Raw genomic sequence first — 17,115 nt, 5'->3', positions numbered from 1 at the left:
CATGGAATGTTCAGATATTTATCCTGAACCATGAACAAAAGGACCGACCTTCGTGTTCCTCTCCCCGTACGACCAAACCCATCGTCATGCTTACAAGAACAACCCTGATCGGAGCCGCTCTCGCGGCCGGGATCCCCGCAACGGCGCAGTTCGCGCGGTTGCAGGTGATCCACAACAGTGCGGATGCCGCGGCATCCGTCGTTGATGTGTATGTGAACGGCAACCTCCTCATCGATGACTTCGCCTTCCGCAATGCGTGGGGCTACGAGGACGTGCCCGCCGGCGTGAACCTGCAGGTCGGCATCGCCGGCGGTGGCAGCACCAGCGCCGCTGACACCATCCCCGGCCTAGGCGCCACCTACAATCTGCCGGACGGCGGCACCTTTGTGCTGGTGGCCAACGGCATTGTGAGCGGCTCGGGCTACAACCCGGCTCCGGCCTTCGACCTCTACGCCAATGGCGGTGAGGAGACCACCACCGCCGGCAACACGGGTGTGCTGGTGTTCCACGGGGCCACCGACGCGCCCGCCGTGGACGTGTTCGAGAGCGCCGTGCTTGGCGCGAACGCCGTGAGCAACCTGTCCTATGGTGAGTTCGCCGGTTACCTCAACCTGCCCACCGACGACTACGTGTTGGAGGTGCGTGCCGCCGGTGACCCCAATACCCTGGTGGCCTACAGCGCCCCGCTGCAGACCCTGGGCCTCGACGGCCTCAGCCTGGCCGTGGTGGCCAGCGGCTTCCTGGATCCCTCCCAGAACAGCGGTGGACCGGCCTTCGGTCTGTTCGCTGCGCCCCCCTTCACCGGCCCCCTCGTGGAACTGCCGGTGTACACCGCGCCGGCCGCCCGTTTGCAGGTGATCCACAACAGCGCTGATGCCGCCGCCGCCGAGGTGGACGTGTACGTGAACGGAACCCTGCTCATCGACGACTTCACCTTCCGCACGGCCTGGGGGTACAACACCGTGCCCGCAGGCGTGGACCTGCAGATCGGCATCGCCCCGGGCGGCAGCACCAGCGCGGCGGACACGATCCCCGGCCTGGGCGCCACCTACAACCTGCCCGACGGCGGCACCTTCATCCTGGTGGCCAACGGCATCGTGAGCGGTTCGGGGTACAACCCGGCGCCCGCCTTCCAGCTCTACGCCAATGGCGGCACGGAGACGAGCGCTCCGGGTACCGCGAACGTGCTCGTGTTCCACGGGACCACCGACGCCCCTGCGGTGGATGTCTTCGAGAGCGCCGTGCTGGGCGCCAACGCCGTGAGCAACCTGGCCTATGGTGAGTTCGCCGGTTACTTGAACCTGCCTACGGACGACTACGTCCTGGAAGTGCGCGCTGCCGGCGACCCCAATACGCTGGTGGCCTACAGCGCCCCGCTTCAGACCCTGGGCCTTGACGGTCTCGCCCTGGCCGTGGTCGCCAGCGGCTTCCTGGATCCGTCGCAGAACAGCAACGGCCCGGGCTTCGGCCTCTGGGCGGCGCTGCCCGCCGGGGGTGCCCTGGTGGAACTGCCCGTCTTCACCGCCCCGACCGCCCGCCTTCAGGTGATCCACAACAGCGCTGACGCTGCCGCCGCCGAGGTGGACGTGTATGTGAACGGTGCCCTGCTGATCGATGACTTCGGCTTCCGCACCGCGTGGGGCTTCGAGGATGTGCCCGCAGGCGTGGCCCTCCAGGTGGGTGTCGCTCCCGGCACCAGCACCAGTGCGGCGGACACCATCCCCGGTCTCGGCGCCACCTTCGTGCTGACCGAGGACGAGCGCTATGTGCTGATCGCCAACGGCATCGTCAGCGGCTCGGGCTACAACCCTTCGCCGGCCTTCTTGCTCAACGCGTTCGCTCCGGCCCGTGAGTCCGCGGCCACGGCCGGCAACACCGACATCCTGGTCTTCCACGGCAGCACCGATGCGCCGGTGGTCGACGTGTATGAGAGCGCCGTGCTGGAGACCACGGCCGTGAACGACCTGGCCTACGGTTCCTTCGCCGGTTACCTGGCCCTGCCCACCGCCAACTACACCATCCAGGTGCGCACCGCGGACAACAGCGCCATCGCGGCCGCCTTCAGCGCCCCGCTTCAGACCCTCTCCCTGCAGAACCTGGCCCTCACCGTGGTGGCCAGCGGCTTCCTCGACCCCGCGCAGAACAGCAATGGTCCGGCCTTCGGTCTGTGGGTGGCCCTGCCCACCGGTGGTGCATTGGTGCAGCTGCCCGCGGCCCCCATCCCGACCGCGCGTGTGCAGGTGATCCACAACAGCGCCGACGCCGCCGCCGCCACCGTGGACGTGTGGTTGAACGACGCGCCTCTGCTGGACGACTTCGACTTCCGCACCGCCAGCCCCTTCGTGGACCTGCAGGCCGGCGTGGACCTGAACGTCGGCATCGCCCCGGCCAACAGCAATGACCCGAGCGACGCCCTCGCCAACTTCGGCTACTCCCTGGAGGAAGGCGCGACCTACATCCTGGTGGCCAACGGCATCATCAGCACCACGGGCTACACCCCCGCCACACCGTTCGACATCTACGTGTACACACCAGGCCGCGAAACGGCCACCTCGGGCGCCGGCAACACCGACATCCTGGTGTTCCATGGCAGCACGGACGCGCCCACGGTGAACGTGAACGAGACCGCCGTGCTCGGCGGGGCCACGCTCATCAATGGCCTGTCCTACGGCGAGTTCAGCAACTACCTGGAGCCGCCGACCAACGATTACGTGCTGGAGATCACCGCAGGGGGAACCCCGGTGGTGAGCTACCAGGCCCCGTTGGCCACCCTTGGCCTGCAGGGTGATGCGATCACCGTGCTGGCCAGTGGGTTCCTGAACCCTGCGCAGAACAGCAATGGCCCGGCCTTCGGCCTTTGGGTGGCCCAGGCCGCTGGTGGCCCACTTGTCGATCTGCCCATCTTCACCGGCGTGAACGAGAACGCGGGTGTGCTGGCCGGCACGATGCTGTGGCCGAACCCCGCCAACGACCTGCTGAACATCCAGGTGCCCGCCTTGGGCGAACGCAGCCTGGAGGCCGAACTGCTGGATGGCAGCGGCCGCATCGTGCGTGCCCTCGGCAATAGCGCCCTGGTACGCGGCAACGATCGCGTCACGCTCGCCACCGCAGACCTCGCCGCCGGCACATACGTGCTTCGTCTGCGCAGCCAGGACAACAGCGTCGCCCTGCCCGTGAGCATTGCCCGCTGAACCCCGCCGGTCCAGAACGGGAAGCCCCTGCCGATCGGCAGGGGCTTTTTCGTTCCCGGACCGAACCTCTTCGCCCCGGTTGTGTTGTTCAATATCCCGCCATGCCCGCTGAACAGCTAGTTTCGCCCGCGCCCATGTCCGCCAGCCCCTATCAGTGGCGTTTCCAGATCCGCGACCTGGAGGAGTTCTCCGGCGTCAAGGCGCACACCATCCGCATCTGGGAGAAGCGCTACGGCCTGCTCCGTCCGGAACGGACGGACACCAACATCCGCACCTACGGCCTGGAGGAACTGAAAGCCCTGCTGAACGTCGCCTACCTCAATCAGCATGGCAAGAAGATCTCCAGCATCGCCAAGTTGAGCCTCATCGAGCGCGAGCAGTTGGTGCGCGACATGAGCGCCGTTCAGAAGGACCTGGACGGTGCGCTCAACACCCTGAAGATGGCCATGCTCTCCTTTGATGAGGCCCTCTTCGATGGCACCTGCGCACGCTTCCGGGCCAAGGAAGGGTTCCGGGCTCTGGTGGAGCGGCTTTTCCTTCCTCTACTGGAGCACATCGGCATGCTGTGGCAGACCAATTCGATCTGTCCGAGCCACGAGCATTTCGTGAGCAATCTGGTGCGGCAGAAGCTCTGTGCCGAGGTGGACGCACTACCGCCACCCTCCATCGGCCAGGGGCCGCTCACCGTGCTCTACCTCCCCGATAACGAGATCCACGAGCTGGGCCTGCTCTACGTGCTTTACCTGCTGCGCGCGTCCGGGAAGCCCACCGTCTACCTGGGGCAGAGCGTGCCGATGGACGACCTGGCCCAACTGGCAGCCCTCACCGGTGGTCCGCTGCGCTACATCAGTTTCATCACCGCCTTCCCGACGGCCGAGCAGCTCCCGTTGTACGCCAAAGGGCTGACGAACCTGCTGCCGATGGACCGCACCTCCATCTGGTTCTGCGGTTCGCAGGTGGGGCGCGTGGGAGAGGTGGAATGGCCGGCCGGCGTGCATGCGTTCCGCCATGTACGCGACCTGCTCGCCCGGTTGGACGCCCCCTCGGCCTGATCCCTAGAACCTATCTCAAGAATACCCTTCGGGCTGCGCCGGGGTCTCTGCGCGCCCAGCCTTCGTTGCTCAACCCTTGCATAGCGCCCAGCTAAGCGCGGGTTTCGCGCCTCGGGTGGATCGCGAGATCCCTCCGGCTCGCTTCCAAAAGCATTGTTGAGATAGGTTCCAGCGACCTTTGCGGGATGTGCACCCCGCGCTTCTGGATCGTCCGGTGCTTCCTCGGCATGCTGTGCTGCGCCTGTGGTCCGGGATCTCCGGAGCCCGCGGGTGACGCTCGGACCGCCGACCTGCGCTCCGCGCCGCTTGCGGAGGTGTCCTTCGCGGACGGCACCAAGCATGGCGTGGCCCGCATCCGCGATGCCGAAGGCCGTGTGCGCAAGCACGGCCGGTACGACCATGATCGGAAGACCGGGCCCTGGGCCGCGTTCGACCATGCAGGGGATACCCTGGCCGTGGTGAACTACCGCGACGGCCTCCTCGATGGCGAGAGCCGGGCCTATGGACCTGGCGGCATCCTGCTGCGGCGGGTCACGTACCGGCGCGGTCGCATGCATGGCCCGTATGCCGATCACTTCCCGGACGGCGCCTTGCACGAACAGGTCGGCTACCGCGACGGTCTGCGCGAGGGTCCCTATCTGCGCTTCACCCGTACGGACACGGCGGACAATGGGCCCCGGCTGGAGGGGCAGTACCATCGGGGGAACCGCAGCGGCATCTGGACGCGCTATTACGGCAATGGGGTGAAGAGCGAACAAGGACCGCTGGTGGCGGACCTCTTCGACGGTCGCTGGATCTACTGGGACCGTGATGGCCGCCTTGTCCTGGAGCGCGTGTTCGTACACGGCGCGCTCGTGTACGAAGGGCCTCCCCGCTAGGGCAGCACCTTGCCCGGGTTCAGGATCCCCTTGGGGTCGAACAGGCGTTTCAGCCCGCGCATCAGCTCCAGTTGCGCCGTGTTGAACGCGATGTCCATGTACGGTCGCTGCACGAGCCCGATGCCGTGCTCGCCGCTGAGCGTGCCGCCCAACGAGACGGTGAGCTCGAAGATCTCGCGGATGGCCTTGGGCAGTTCCAGCTCCCAGAAGGTGTCGTTGAGGTCGCCCTTGATGATGTTGACGTGCAGGTTGCCGTCGCCGGCATGACCGTAGCAGACACTGCTGAACCCATGGCGCGCGCCGATGGCCTTGACGCCGGCCAGGAGCTGCGGCAGCGCGAACCGGGGCACGACGGTGTCCTCCTCCTTGTACACACTGTGGGCCTTTACGCTGACTGGGACGCTGCGGCGCATGTGCCACAGGGCGGCCTTCTCCGAGGGGCTCTCCGCGAACAGCACCTCGCCGCATCCATGCGCCTCCATCACGCCCAGGATGGTCTCGCAATCGCGCATCAAGGCCTCGCCGTGGTCGCCGTCCACCTCGATCAGCAGGTGGGCGCCGGGCGCAGTGGAGAGCTGGGCGGGAAGGCCATCGGTGTGCTTCATCGTCCAGGCGATGGCGTCACGTTCGATGAACTCCAGCGCGCTGGGGGTGACGCCTGCGCGGAAGGTGGCGCTCACCGCGGTGCAGGCGTCCTCGGCGCTGCCGAATGGCACGAGCATGAGCCGGGTCTCGCGCGGCATGGGCACGAGCTTCAGCACCGCCTTGGTGATCACCGCCAGGGTGCCCTCGCTGCCCACGATGAGCCGGGTGAGGTCGTAGCCGGTGGCGTTCTTCAGCGTGTTGGCGCCGGTCCACATCACCGTGCCGTCGGCCAGCACCACCTCCAGGTTCAGCACGAAATCGCGGGTTACGCCATACTTCACCGCCCTTGGTCCGCCGGCGTTCTCCGCCAGGTTGCCCCCGATGGTGCAGCTGCCGCGGCTGCTGGGGTCGGGCGGATAGTAGAGCCCCTTGGCGGCCACGGCTTCCTGCAGCACCTGGGTGATCACCCCCGGCTCCACGGTCACCTGCAGATTGCCCTCGTCGATCGACACGATGCGGTCCATGCGGTCGAGCGCCAGGCCCACGCCCCCCTGCACGCAAAGCGCGCCACCGCTCAGCCCCGTACGCCCCCCGATCGGGGTCACCGGCACGTTGAGGGCCGTGCAGATCCGCAGCACGGCCGCCACCTCCTCGGTGGTCCGTGGCCGCACCACCACGTCCGGCGGGTGGTTCAGGTCCTCGGTCTCATCGTGGCCGTAGGCCTGGCGGTGCTCCTCCTCCGCGAACACGGCATCGGAGGGCAGTACGTTCCGGAGGGCGTTGAGCAGGTTCTGGGCCATGGTCGCCAACGATGTCGAAAGATCGGCTAACTTTCGTAGGCCACCACGTGGTGCGGTGGCTCGTCTAACGAAAAAGACCTTCGCCATGCGGCATGTAGCGTTCCTCCTTCCGGGCCTCATCGCCCTTCAGGTCTCTGCTCAGAACGTCGCCATCAACGCGAGCGGGGCGGCTCCGAACGCCAGCGCTCTGCTGGACCTTGATGCCGCGGCGCACCCCGTGAACGACAAGAAGGGCCTGCTCGTTCCCCGCCTTGCGCTGACCGCGACGAACGTGGCGGCCCCGGTGGTGGCGCCGGCGACCTCGCTCCTGGTGTACAACACGGCCACGGCCGGTGTTGCGCCCAACAACGTCACCCCGGGGTTCTATTTCTGGGGAGGCGCCAGCTGGGTCCGGTTCGGACAGACCGGTGATGATTGGGCCCTTGTGGGGAATGCCGGCACCACCCCGGTGACCAATTTCCTGGGCACCACGGACAACCAGGACCTGGTGGTGCGCACGAACAACGTGGAGCGGTTCCGCACCATGGGCGCTACGGGCCGCATCGGCTGGGGCACGGTGGCGCCGGTGGCCCCGCTCGAGGTGAACAGTGGTGCATCGGCCGATGCGATCTACGGCCACAGCAATAACGTGGGCGGCTGGCTCGGCCGCGAAACGAACATCGCGTTCGGGAATCCCATACAGAACGTTCAAGGTGCCGGTCTCTATGCCAACAACCCCACGGCCGGTTATACCTCCGCATATACCCAGAGCACCGGTGCTGCCACGGTCGCGGCGAACATCAACTTCAGCGACGTGTGGATCGCCCAGTACAATTATGTGCAGAACAACACAGCCACGTTCAACCCACCCGGCACCTACAGCCAGTTGAACGTGACGAGCGCCGTCCTGGGGGGGGATCACGTGGCCCTGCGGTCTTACAGCGGTCGCGGGACCACGGCGGGCAACCCCGGTTTCACCATCGGCTCGGCCGCCACGGCCGATGCACAGAACCAGGATGCCATCGGTGTGGATGGTTCGGCCTTCACCAACACCACCACGCGGGCGGGCGGTTATTTCGAGTCGTTCAACTATGCGGGTGTCTCTCAGGCCTTCGCCTGGGTCGGCACCACGGCGGGCGGCATCGCGCGCAAGATCACCGGTACGGCGGCCGTCAGCGAGATCATCCCCACGGCGGACCATGGCCGCATCATGCTCACCTGCCCGGAGTCGCCCGAGTACTGGTACCAGGACTACGGCACGGTGCAGCTCGTGAACGGCCAGGCGCATGTGGACCTGGATCCCATCCTGGCGGACATCATCATGGTGACATCGGAGTATCCGGTCCGCGTCTTCTGCACACCGGTGGACATGCCCGCGTTCAATGGTGTGGCCCAGATGAACCGCACGGCCACGGGCTTCGACCTGGTGGAACTGAACGGTGGCACACATAGCGGTACGCTGGACTACCAGATCGTGGTGAAGCCGAAGACCGGGTTCGGTGAGGGCCGCTTCCCCCAGGCGCCCGGCCCGGCTTGGCTGAAGAAGGAGCACGAGCCGGAACGGGCCCGCGCCGCCAACCAACCCGACCCCGCGACGATCTTTTACTGGCCCAGCGACCAACAGGTCTATGGATATGATCCGGACAAGGTCACCCCGGTGGGTCGGAAGGTGCCAGCAGGCGGCAAGAACGCGGGCAAGTTCAAAGTGGCGGAAGGGGTGTTCATGGACCACATGCCAGCCGAGCGGCCCGCGCAGTAGGCCTGCTCATCACGCGGACCGCACCGACCATCTCAGGGTCGGGCGTACCATATAGCGGCCCGAGCCCGTCATCGAGCATGTGCTGACGGTGCGAGGTCCCTGCCGCAGAGGGGCTAGTGCGCGACTTGCCCACCCGCCAGCGGCGCCTTTCCTTCGCCCCGGCGCATGAAGCACATCTTCCCCGGTCGTTCGCTCCTGCTGGTCGTGGTGGCCGCACTGGGCTACTTCGTGGACATCTACGACCTGGTGCTCTTCAACGTGGTGAAGCGGGAGAGCCTGGAGTTCATCCTGGGCGCCGGGGACCCGCGCATCAAGGACGTGGGCATCGACCTGTTCAACTGGCAGATGCTGGGCATGTTGGTGGGCGGCATCCTCTGGGGCGTATGGGGCGACCGCAAGGGCCGGATCACCGTGCTCTTCGGCAGCATCCTGCTTTACAGTGCCGCGAACATCGCCAACGCCTTCACCTACGACCTGACCATGTACGCCGTCGTGCGCTTCATCGCCGGTGTCGGGCTGGCCGGGGAATTGGGCGCGGGCATCACGCTGATCACCGAGACCATGCCGCGGGACAAACGCGGCTACGGTACGCTCATCGTGGTGACCTTCGGCGCACTGGGGGCCGTGTTCGCCGCGGAGGTGGCCGACCAAGGCGCCTGGTTCGGACGGATCTGGTCGTCGATGACCGGCCGTGAGCTGATGAGCTGGCAGATCACCTACCTCGTAGGCGGCCTGATGGGATCGGTGCTGCTGGTGATGCGTGTCGGCACCTTCGAGAGCGGACTTTTCCAGGAAGTCCGTGGCAAGTCGGTGCGCAAGGGCGACCTGCGCATGCTGTTCAACGACCGCGGCCGCTTCCTGCGCTACGTCGGGTGCATCCTCATCGGCGTGCCCGTCTGGTTCGTCATCGGGGTGCTCGTCAGCCTCAGCCAGGACGTCTTCGTGCCTGAGCTGGGCATCAATACCAGTGCGCTGGACGCCGAGGGACTGAAGCGGATCAACGGACAGGCGATCAAGTACGCGTATATCGGCCTGAGCATCGGTGACCTGCTGAGCGGGCTGTTGAGCCAGTTGCTGCGCAGCCGAAGGAAGGTGATCGTGCTCTATCTCTTCGCGAACCTTGCCCTTACGCTCATCTTTCTTTTCGGCATGCGCGGGGCCAGCATCGCGAACTATAACTGGCTCTGCCTGGCCCTGGGCATGGCCACGGGGTACTGGGTGATCTTCGTTACCGTGGCCAGCGAACAGTTCGGTACCAACATCCGCAGCACGGTGGCCACCACCACGCCCAACTTCGTGCGCGGCGCGGTGCTGCCCGTGACCAACGCCTTCAAGTTCCTAGCGGTCCCTCTGGGCAATCTCACCGGTGCGCTCGTGGTCGGGCTAGTGTGCATCGGAGCTGCGCTTTGGGCCACGTTCCACCTGCGTGAGACGTTCCACACGGACATGGATTTCGTGGAAGAGTAGCGCTAAGTGCGACCGGAGTCGATCGCGCGGCGCACGCTGCCATGCTGCTTGAGCAGGGCGTTGGCCTCATCGTAGCCGATATTCAGGCCTTCCATCACCAGGCGCGTGCCGCGGTCGATGAGCTTCACGTTGCTGAGCTGCATGTCCACCATGCGGTTGCCCTTCACCCGTCCAAGGCGGATCATGACGGCGGTGCTGATCATGTTCAGCACGAGCTTCTGCGCAGTGCCGCTCTTCATCCGCGTGCTGCCGGTGACGAACTCGGGCCCCACCACCACCACGATCGGATGGTCACTGACGGTGGTGACCGGAGCGCCTGGATTACAGGTGATGCACGCGGTGAGAATTCCGTGCCGCCGGCAGGCCTCCAAGGCACCCACCACGTAGGGCGTGCCGCCGCTGGCGGCGACGCCCACCACGGCATCATCCGGACCAATGGCGTGTTCCTCGAGGTCCTTCCATCCCTGCTCTCGATCGTCCTCGGCGAACTCCACGGCCTTGCGGATCGCGCGATCGCCACCGGCGATGAGCCCAACGACGAGGCCATGCGGCACCCCGAAGGTGGGCGGGCACTCGCTGGCGTCCACGATACCGAGCCGCCCGCTGGTGCCTGCTCCGAGGTAGAAGAGGCGTCCCCCACGCCGCATGCGTTCGGCAATGGCCTCCACCAGCTTCGCGATCTCCGGCAGCACACGTCCCACGGCCTCGGGCACGAGGCGGTCCTCCGCATTGATGTGGCCGAGCAGCTCGGTGGTGCCCATACGCTCGAGGTCGCTGTACGGCGAAGGGCTTTCGGTGATCTTCTCCATGGCAGTGACAAAGGTGGGGGATGAGGTCGGACCTGATCGAGCGCACGGGCAGGAACGAAGAAGGGCCGCCCCGAAGGACGGCCCTTTGCGAGGGTGAAGGATGATGGATCAGTTGAACGCGATGCGGCGCACGGCGCGACCATCGGCGAATTCAAGCGTGAGGAAATAGGCACCTCCATCGAGCTCACCACGCTCCAACACGATGACATCGGCGTTCACGGTGGTGTTCCGCACGAGGCGCCCGTCCGGGGTATGCAGCGTGTAGCTCAGGAGCTTTCCCGCAGGGCTGCTGATGCGCACGGCATCGGTGGCCGGGTTGGGGGCGATGATGAGCGCGGCCGCTGCGGCAGGTTCCGAGATGCCGACCGGTTGACCGACGCAGTCGCAATTCGCGGTCCAAACGTCGTTGATGGTGTTCGCATTGCCATCATCGCACGGCTGTCCCGGCTGGTCAGGGCCATCGATGACACCGAGGCAATCCGGGGTGCCCAACGCGCAGGGGCCGAGCTGCAGTGCGCAGACGATGCGCGGGTTCATGTAGCCCATCACCGTATCCAGGTAGGCCCGGCCTTTGGAGCCGCTCATGTCGGGGTTGCTGGCCAAACTGGCCTGGTGCGTGGTGATGCCCAGACCAGGGATCACCGCGGTGGCGGCAGCGCTGTTCGGGTCCCACCACTGCCAGGGGCTGGCCTCATCACCGGCCGGCGGTGTCCACCGTGGGCGGATGACAGGGAAGAGCCCTTCGGCACCTGTGGAGATGGTGACCCCGTCGATCGTCTGGCCATAGAGCGAACGTGCACGGGTCGTGAACGGATCGTTGGACAGGTTCGCGAAGCTGGCCTGGTTGCTCAGGTCGTTCACCCAAGGGATGAAGAAGTTGCTGCCCGGAACGTCCACGACCGGACCGCCGGTGGTCGGCACGATCACGATACCGTACGTGAAGGGTGCAAAGGGGTCGAATACGGTGTGGAAGGCCACCATCGGCGCGTCGCCGGCCTCCGCCCAAGTGGTGTCGGCAAGCGCACCGCCCAAGTTCACACAGAAATGGGTCTCGTGATCGAACCCGTTCGGACGATAGAGCGTGAGCTGACCGTTCAGGCCGGCCAGGTTGCCGACCGCATTGGTATCGACATAGCTGAGGTTCGGGTTGAAGGGGTCGGGCCGGAACTTCTCCACGAACAGCTCGCTGCCCTTGTCGAGCGTGGTGTGCGCCAGCGCGATGTAGCCACCGGTACCCTCACCGAGGACGATGATCTTGTCGGCATCGATGCCGTAGGTGTTCGCGCCGGCCGCTTCTTCCTTGTGCGTGCGCACGCACTGGCGCACGTCGTGGATCGCCCGGTAGATGGCGTTGAGCAACTGCCCGCGACGCTCCTCCTCGGTGGCGGCCAGGGGGTTCCAGCCCAGGCGGTAGCTCATGCTCACGGCCACGTAACCGCGGCGCGCCATGCGCTTGCACACCTCCACAGCGCAGCTGTCCGTGCGCGTACCCACCGGGCTGCCGTTCTGCGGGGGAGGCAGCGCGTTGCCGGTGTGGATGTAGAGCACCAGCGGTCGCTCGGTCACGGCATCCACGTTCTGGTCGGGTTCGTAGATGTCCATCCGCAGCGTACGCACTTTCACGGCCGTGCTACCGTCCAGGGGGTCGAAGAAGGGCGTCGGAATGGGCTGCTGGGTGCTCACCAGGGTTTGCAACTGCGTGACCTCCGAAGGCACGTTCGGGCTGGCCAGGTTGCTGGTGAGGAAATCGATGTTGGTGCCGAAGGGCACGTTCGGTGTGAGGACCACCTGGCCGTCGGTGAACACCTCGTCGATGTAGCGCTGCTGAGCTGCGGCCAACGTAGGCAGTCCGAGCAGAAGCAAGGGTAGGGCTCGTTTCATGGATCCTGGGTTTGATCAGGACCCGAAGATAGGGATGGACCTGTGTTGCTCCGGAGGACGGGAACGGATGTATGTATGGCCATACATACGTCGAGTCCGTTACCGCAACAACCCGCTACCTCGTTCGATGCTTGTAGCTGTTCGAATGAGATCTCACCGAGCTCCCCGCTAGAGCGTTGGTGTTCTGCGTGTGGGGGGCTTTGACGGCGTCGGGCCCATGGTGGCTCGTAGCGCTTCAGCCTATGAAGGACCGCTCATGACATATGTATGGCCATACATACGTTGGCTGATGACCAGAAATGGGCCGGTCCAGGGTGGAACCCCACTATCCGTGCGGTTCGGCGCGTATCACGCCTCTCCGATGACTGATTCCGAACATATGTATGGCCATACATATGTCGAGGGGGTCAGACCAGACTGTTCGACCGTGCGGGCTCCATTTCGCGCGGCTTTCTGTGGTTCGAGCGGCCTAGATTCCCGGAGCGTGAAGTATGTATGGCCATACATATGTTCGGGAGCGGCCCGAAGCCTCCAGACCCCCTCACCGCCGATCCAGCTCGTAGATCAGCTGTACGTACCCCAAACGGCCCACCGCCGGTCCACCGTAGACCAGGTACACATCGTTCGACCACATCCGCTCCAGTCGCTCGTCATCCGGAACGCGCTCGTCGAACAAGGGCACGATCCCGAAGAGGTTGCTGCAGCCCACCTTCACGGTCAGTCCGGGCTTCGGGAACTTCACGTTCACCTGCGCGTCCACCATGTCGTAGCTCGGAATGGCGCCGGTGAACTGGGGTGAACCTTCGAAGGTGAAGCCTTCCACGAACTTGTAGTTGATGCCGAATCCCAGATCACGGCGGTCGGTCCACGGGATCCGCAGGTCATGACCCGTGAAGCCCACATTGAACTTGTTCAAAGGGGTGTTGAAGGCGGGGATGATCGGGTCGTCCTCGCCGGCGATCAAGCGGTTGTAGCTGTAGTTCACGCTGTAGGTCATCCGCTTGCGGTAGTAGTTCACCCCGAGGTTGCCGCCCAGGGTGCGCACCGTGCTGGTGCTGTTGGCCGCCACGCGATACACCTGGAGCTCTTGCGGAAAGCCGGTCACCTGATCGAAGCTGCCATCAATGCCGATCAGGTAGCCGATGAAGTCCGTGTACCAGCTGGTGTAGCCGCTCGCGTCCACGTAGAACTTCTCCTTCAGGGTGCCCCGGTAACCGGCTTCCACGGTGAGCACCTTCTCCGGACGGATCCGGTCCACATTGAAGTACTCCAGCTGGGACAGTCCCTCCAACAGGGTCGGCGAGCTGCGGTAATCGTTGAAGCTCTCGATCGTGATCAGGCTGTCCCGGCCCTCCTCGAACTGGCCTTCGATGTTGCCCAGCAGGATGGCCCGCCCCACATTGTAATAAAGGTACTGGTCGGCCAGCGTCGGGTTGCGCACGCCGCGGCTCAGGCTCACGCGTAGCACATGGTCAGCGTTCGGTGTGTACACGGCGCTCAGTGCTGGGGAGACCTGCGGTTCGAAGTTCTCGTTCTTGTCCACCCGCACAGTGAGGGCAAGGCGCAGCCTGTCCTGCACGAGTTTCTTTTCCAGACCGGCATAGCCACCCACCTCCCAGTTGGTGATCACGATGTCCGCCGTGTCCTTGAAGATGGTGCCCGCACTGTTGGGCCGGTACAGCCGCCCATTGCCGCCCACGGTGATCTCCGCGAACCGCGGCTTGAAGCGGTACTCGCCCATGGCATGGTACAGGGCCGACCGGTCGAAGAACAGCGAACCCCCTTCGGTGAAGCGCCGCGAACGGATCTCGTCGAGCTTTTCGTTGAAGCGGTCGGTGCCGACGAGATAGGCGGGGTCTTGGGATGGCGTGTCTTCGCGACCAATACTGTCTGATACAAATTGGTGATAGGATCCAAAAAGTTCGGAATTATCCGCAACGAACTGCGCTAGATACGCATCGTAGGCTTCCTGAGTGGTGATGCCCTGTGCGATCGCCTCGCTCGGGGTCAGGTAGCCTGGCTGGGTGGCATTCAGCAGTGGTTTGATGTACGTCTCCCAGATCGTAAAGTACCGCTCGTTCCATTTCACGGTTTGGGCGCTCGCCTCCTGCAGGCGCAGCCCGGTGGTGTAAATGTCGTAGGTGTCACCGGCGTCCTCGTGCGTCACGTAACTCCTGAAGAACCAGCGCCCTTCCTGCCGAAGCTCCAGCCGGTGCTGGAAGAACTGTACGCCCTCCAGCCTGTACCGGTTGTCGCCCTGATACACCGTGCTTCCCCGGCTGTAGTTCGTGGCCACCTGCACCTCCACGCTGTCGGTGAGCCGGTAATGCAGGCTCAGGCCCGCCTTCAGGTTGTTGGTGCCATAGTCCACCAGGTCCGCTTCGCGATAGCCCGGGCGGAGGAAGAGCCCGAGGCCCGGGTATTGCCGTCGGCTGAACAGGGATACGCCGAAGTCGTTGTTCGCCGTCACCCACTCATCGCCATAGCTGTTCACCGCGTCGTAGCGTCCCGGGTTGTCGACCCCTGTCGGGCTGTTGCTGGTGGGGTCGTAGTTCTCGGCGTACCAGTCCTCGGCGCGCATGGCGAAGAGGTTCAGCTTGTACGCGAAGCGGTCGCGGCCTTCCTTGTTCTTGAAGACCTGGGCCCAGCGCACGGCCCCTTCGAGCAGGTCGCGTTCACCGGCCTTGGCGCTCACGCTCAACCCCGGGAAGGCCCACGGGCTCTTGGTGGTCATGTTGATCACCCCGTTGAAGGCGCCCGGACCGTAGAACGCGCTGCTCGCTCCCGCGATCACGTCCACCTTCATCACGTCCAGGTCGCTTGCCCCCAGGAAGTTGCCTAGGCTGAAGTTGAGGCCCGGGCTCTGGTTGTCCACCCCGTCGATGAGCTGCAGGCTGCGCACCGGGCTGGTGCTGTTGAAGCCGCGCGTGTTGATGACCTTGAAGCCGAAGCTCGCGGCCGTCATGTCCACGCCTTTCAACGTGCCCAGGCTCTCGTAGAAATCACCGCTCGGCGCCTCCCGGATCGCGATGATGTCCATGCTCTCTACCGTGAGCGGGGCCTGCTTCTGCTTCTCACTGATCCGGCTGCCCACCACCTCGGCCTCTTGCAGCAGCACCTGGTCCGTGCTCAGCTTGAACTTCATCTCCTGATCGGGGCTCTTCACCTCCACCTCCAGGTCCGTGAAGCCCACGTAGCTGATCACCAGCACGTACGGCGGCAGCTCGTTCACCAGCAGCTCGAACCGGCCGTCGAGGTCCGTTTGCGTCACCGCCTTCGTGCCCTTCAGGGCCACGGTGGCACCGATGAGCGTTTCACCGCTGCCGGCGTCGCTCACCACACCACGCAGCTTGAACTGTTGGGCCAGCGCGGTCAGTGGCAGCAGCAGCGCCAGCAGCAGGAGCGGGCGGACGCGCGTTGCGGTCGTGAGGAGCGAGGGCAACGGTGAACGTTCCGTTGACCGGTCGAAGCGGTGTCGGGGGAGGCGCATCGGTCGGGATGCGCACAAGATAGGAGGCGCTTCCGGTCACTGTCGCGCGGACCGGACCATGAACAGGTGAGGCCACCTGAGCGTTCCTTCACACCTTCGCGACGACCATGCGCCGACTTACACTCCTGCTGGCCGCGTCCGCTGTCCACACGCTCTGCCCCGCTCAGCTGCGGCCCGGCTTCGACAAGGCCGAATACACCGAGCTGCTCCGCGTCTTCGCCGCACAGGCCGACACCGCGATGGAGGGCTTCAACCTGCCGAAGCCGGAACGGTTCTCCCCGGTTTGGAGAAGCCCCGTGGTGGGCCTTGATAATCGTTGGGACCTCTACGCCGACGGCACCGGCACCGCCGCTATCGTGGTGCGCGGCACCACCGCCCAGCTCGGCAGCTGGCTGGAGAACTTCCACGCGGTGCTCGTTCCCGCCCAAGGCGAACTGGACCTCGACGGTGGCGATCCCTTCCGCTATTCCTTGAGCGACGACCCCGCTGCGCGCGTGCACCTGGGCTGGCTCATCGGTCTGGGTCATCTGCAACGCAGCATCCTGCCGGCCGTCGATTCGCTGGTCGACGCGGGCACGCGCCAGCTCATCCTCTGCGGCCACAGCCAGGGCGGGGCCATCACCTACCTGCTCACGGCGCACCTTTGGCACCTGCGCGCCATGGGGCGCCTGCCCGCCGACCTGGTGATGAAGACCTACTGCAGCGCCGCGCCCAAGCCTGGCAACCTGCCCTTCGCCTACGGATATGAGGCCGCTCAGCGCGAAGGCTGGGCCATGAACGTGGTGAACAGCGCCGATTGGGTGCCCGAAGTGCCCGTCACCGTGCAGACGGTGGACGACTTCAACCCGGTGAACCCGTTCCGCAACGCGCGCAAGGCCATCCGCTCGCTCCCTTTCCCGCAGGACCTCGGCCTGCGCATCCTGTTCAACCGCCTGGACCGGCCCACCCGCAAGGCGCGCCGCAACTACCATCGCGTGCTGGGCCGCACCATCGGCCGCATGGCCGCCAAGAACCTACCGGGCTACACGGCCCCCGATATGCCCGAGGGCACACACTTCGTGCGCACGGGCCCCTTCGTGGTGCTGCGGCCCGATGCCACCTACCGGGCGCGCTTCGTGGACGACCCGAAGAAGGTGTTCATGCACCACCTGATGGAGCCGTACTACGACCTGATGTCGCGCTTCCCCGATCAGGTGCGCATGCCCTGAGGATGATGGTCGGCCC

General features: G+C 65.3%; 10 protein-coding genes. 6 read left to right on the top strand and 4 right to left on the bottom strand.

All coding sequences use genetic code 11. The annotated features are described in order from the left end of the window. Window positions 1-86 precede the first annotated feature (86 nt). From IPJ87_10485 to IPJ87_10475, 3 genes are all read left to right on the top strand, one after another. A complete protein-coding gene (locus IPJ87_10485) occupies window positions 87-3,191 on the top strand; it encodes a DUF4397 domain-containing protein (protein ID MBK7942280.1) in 3,105 nt (1,034 codons plus the stop codon). A 134-nt stretch (window positions 3,192-3,325) separates the two neighbouring features. Further along, window positions 3,326-4,243, top strand: coding sequence for a MerR family transcriptional regulator (locus tag IPJ87_10480; GenBank protein ID MBK7942279.1), 918 nt, complete (start codon window positions 3,326-3,328; stop codon window positions 4,241-4,243). 185 nt (window positions 4,244-4,428) lie between these two features. After that, a complete protein-coding gene (locus tag IPJ87_10475) occupies window positions 4,429-5,121 on the top strand; it encodes a hypothetical protein (GenBank protein MBK7942278.1) in 693 nt (230 codons plus the stop codon). Here the strand turns inward: IPJ87_10475 and IPJ87_10470 are convergent. Further along, window positions 5,118-6,506: an FAD-binding protein gene (locus IPJ87_10470; protein ID MBK7942277.1), complete on the bottom strand. Its 1,389-nt coding sequence runs from the start codon at window positions 6,504-6,506 to the stop codon at window positions 5,118-5,120. The two genes, IPJ87_10475 and IPJ87_10470, sit on opposite strands and share 4 nt — an antisense overlap. A gap of 85 nt (window positions 6,507-6,591) precedes the next feature. Between IPJ87_10470 and IPJ87_10465 the strand changes: the two genes are divergently transcribed. Together IPJ87_10465 and IPJ87_10460 are read left to right on the top strand one after the other, a co-directional pair. After that, entirely contained in the window at window positions 6,592-8,244 is a 1,653-nt protein-coding gene (locus tag IPJ87_10465; GenBank protein MBK7942276.1) for a hypothetical protein, read from the top strand. Between the two features lie 165 nt (window positions 8,245-8,409). Then, the gene (locus tag IPJ87_10460) at window positions 8,410-9,711 is read left to right on the top strand and encodes an MFS transporter (GenBank protein ID MBK7942275.1); all 1,302 of its coding nucleotides are present in this window, start codon (window positions 8,410-8,412) and stop codon (window positions 9,709-9,711) included. 2 nt (window positions 9,712-9,713) lie between these two features. On the opposite strand, the gene murQ is transcribed toward IPJ87_10460, so the two are convergent. From murQ to IPJ87_10445, 3 genes are all read right to left on the bottom strand, one after another. After that, window positions 9,714-10,520 (bottom strand): N-acetylmuramic acid 6-phosphate etherase, encoded by an 807-nt coding sequence (murQ, locus tag IPJ87_10455; protein MBK7942274.1) that lies wholly within the window; start codon window positions 10,518-10,520, stop codon window positions 9,714-9,716. Window positions 10,521-10,628: 108 nt separating this feature from the next. Further along, entirely contained in the window at window positions 10,629-12,401 is a 1,773-nt protein-coding gene (locus IPJ87_10450) for a carboxylesterase family protein (GenBank protein ID MBK7942273.1), read from the bottom strand. A 541-nt stretch (window positions 12,402-12,942) separates the two neighbouring features. Beyond that, a complete protein-coding gene (locus tag IPJ87_10445; protein ID MBK7942272.1) occupies window positions 12,943-15,891 on the bottom strand; it encodes a TonB-dependent receptor in 2,949 nt (982 codons plus the stop codon). A gap of 107 nt (window positions 15,892-15,998) precedes the next feature. Here IPJ87_10445 and IPJ87_10440 point away from each other — a divergent pair, with 107 nt between their 5' ends. Beyond that, window positions 15,999-17,099: a lipase family protein gene (locus tag IPJ87_10440; protein ID MBK7942271.1), complete on the top strand. Its 1,101-nt coding sequence runs from the start codon at window positions 15,999-16,001 to the stop codon at window positions 17,097-17,099. The last annotated feature ends 16 nt before the right edge of the window (window positions 17,100-17,115 follow it).

It is taken from the genome of Flavobacteriales bacterium (assembly GCA_016713875.1).
Lineage (GTDB): Bacteria > Bacteroidota > Bacteroidia > Flavobacteriales_F > PHOS-HE28 > PHOS-HE28.
Note: the sequence above shows the minus strand (reverse complement) of the source record. Positions and strands in the feature narration are given on the sequence as shown.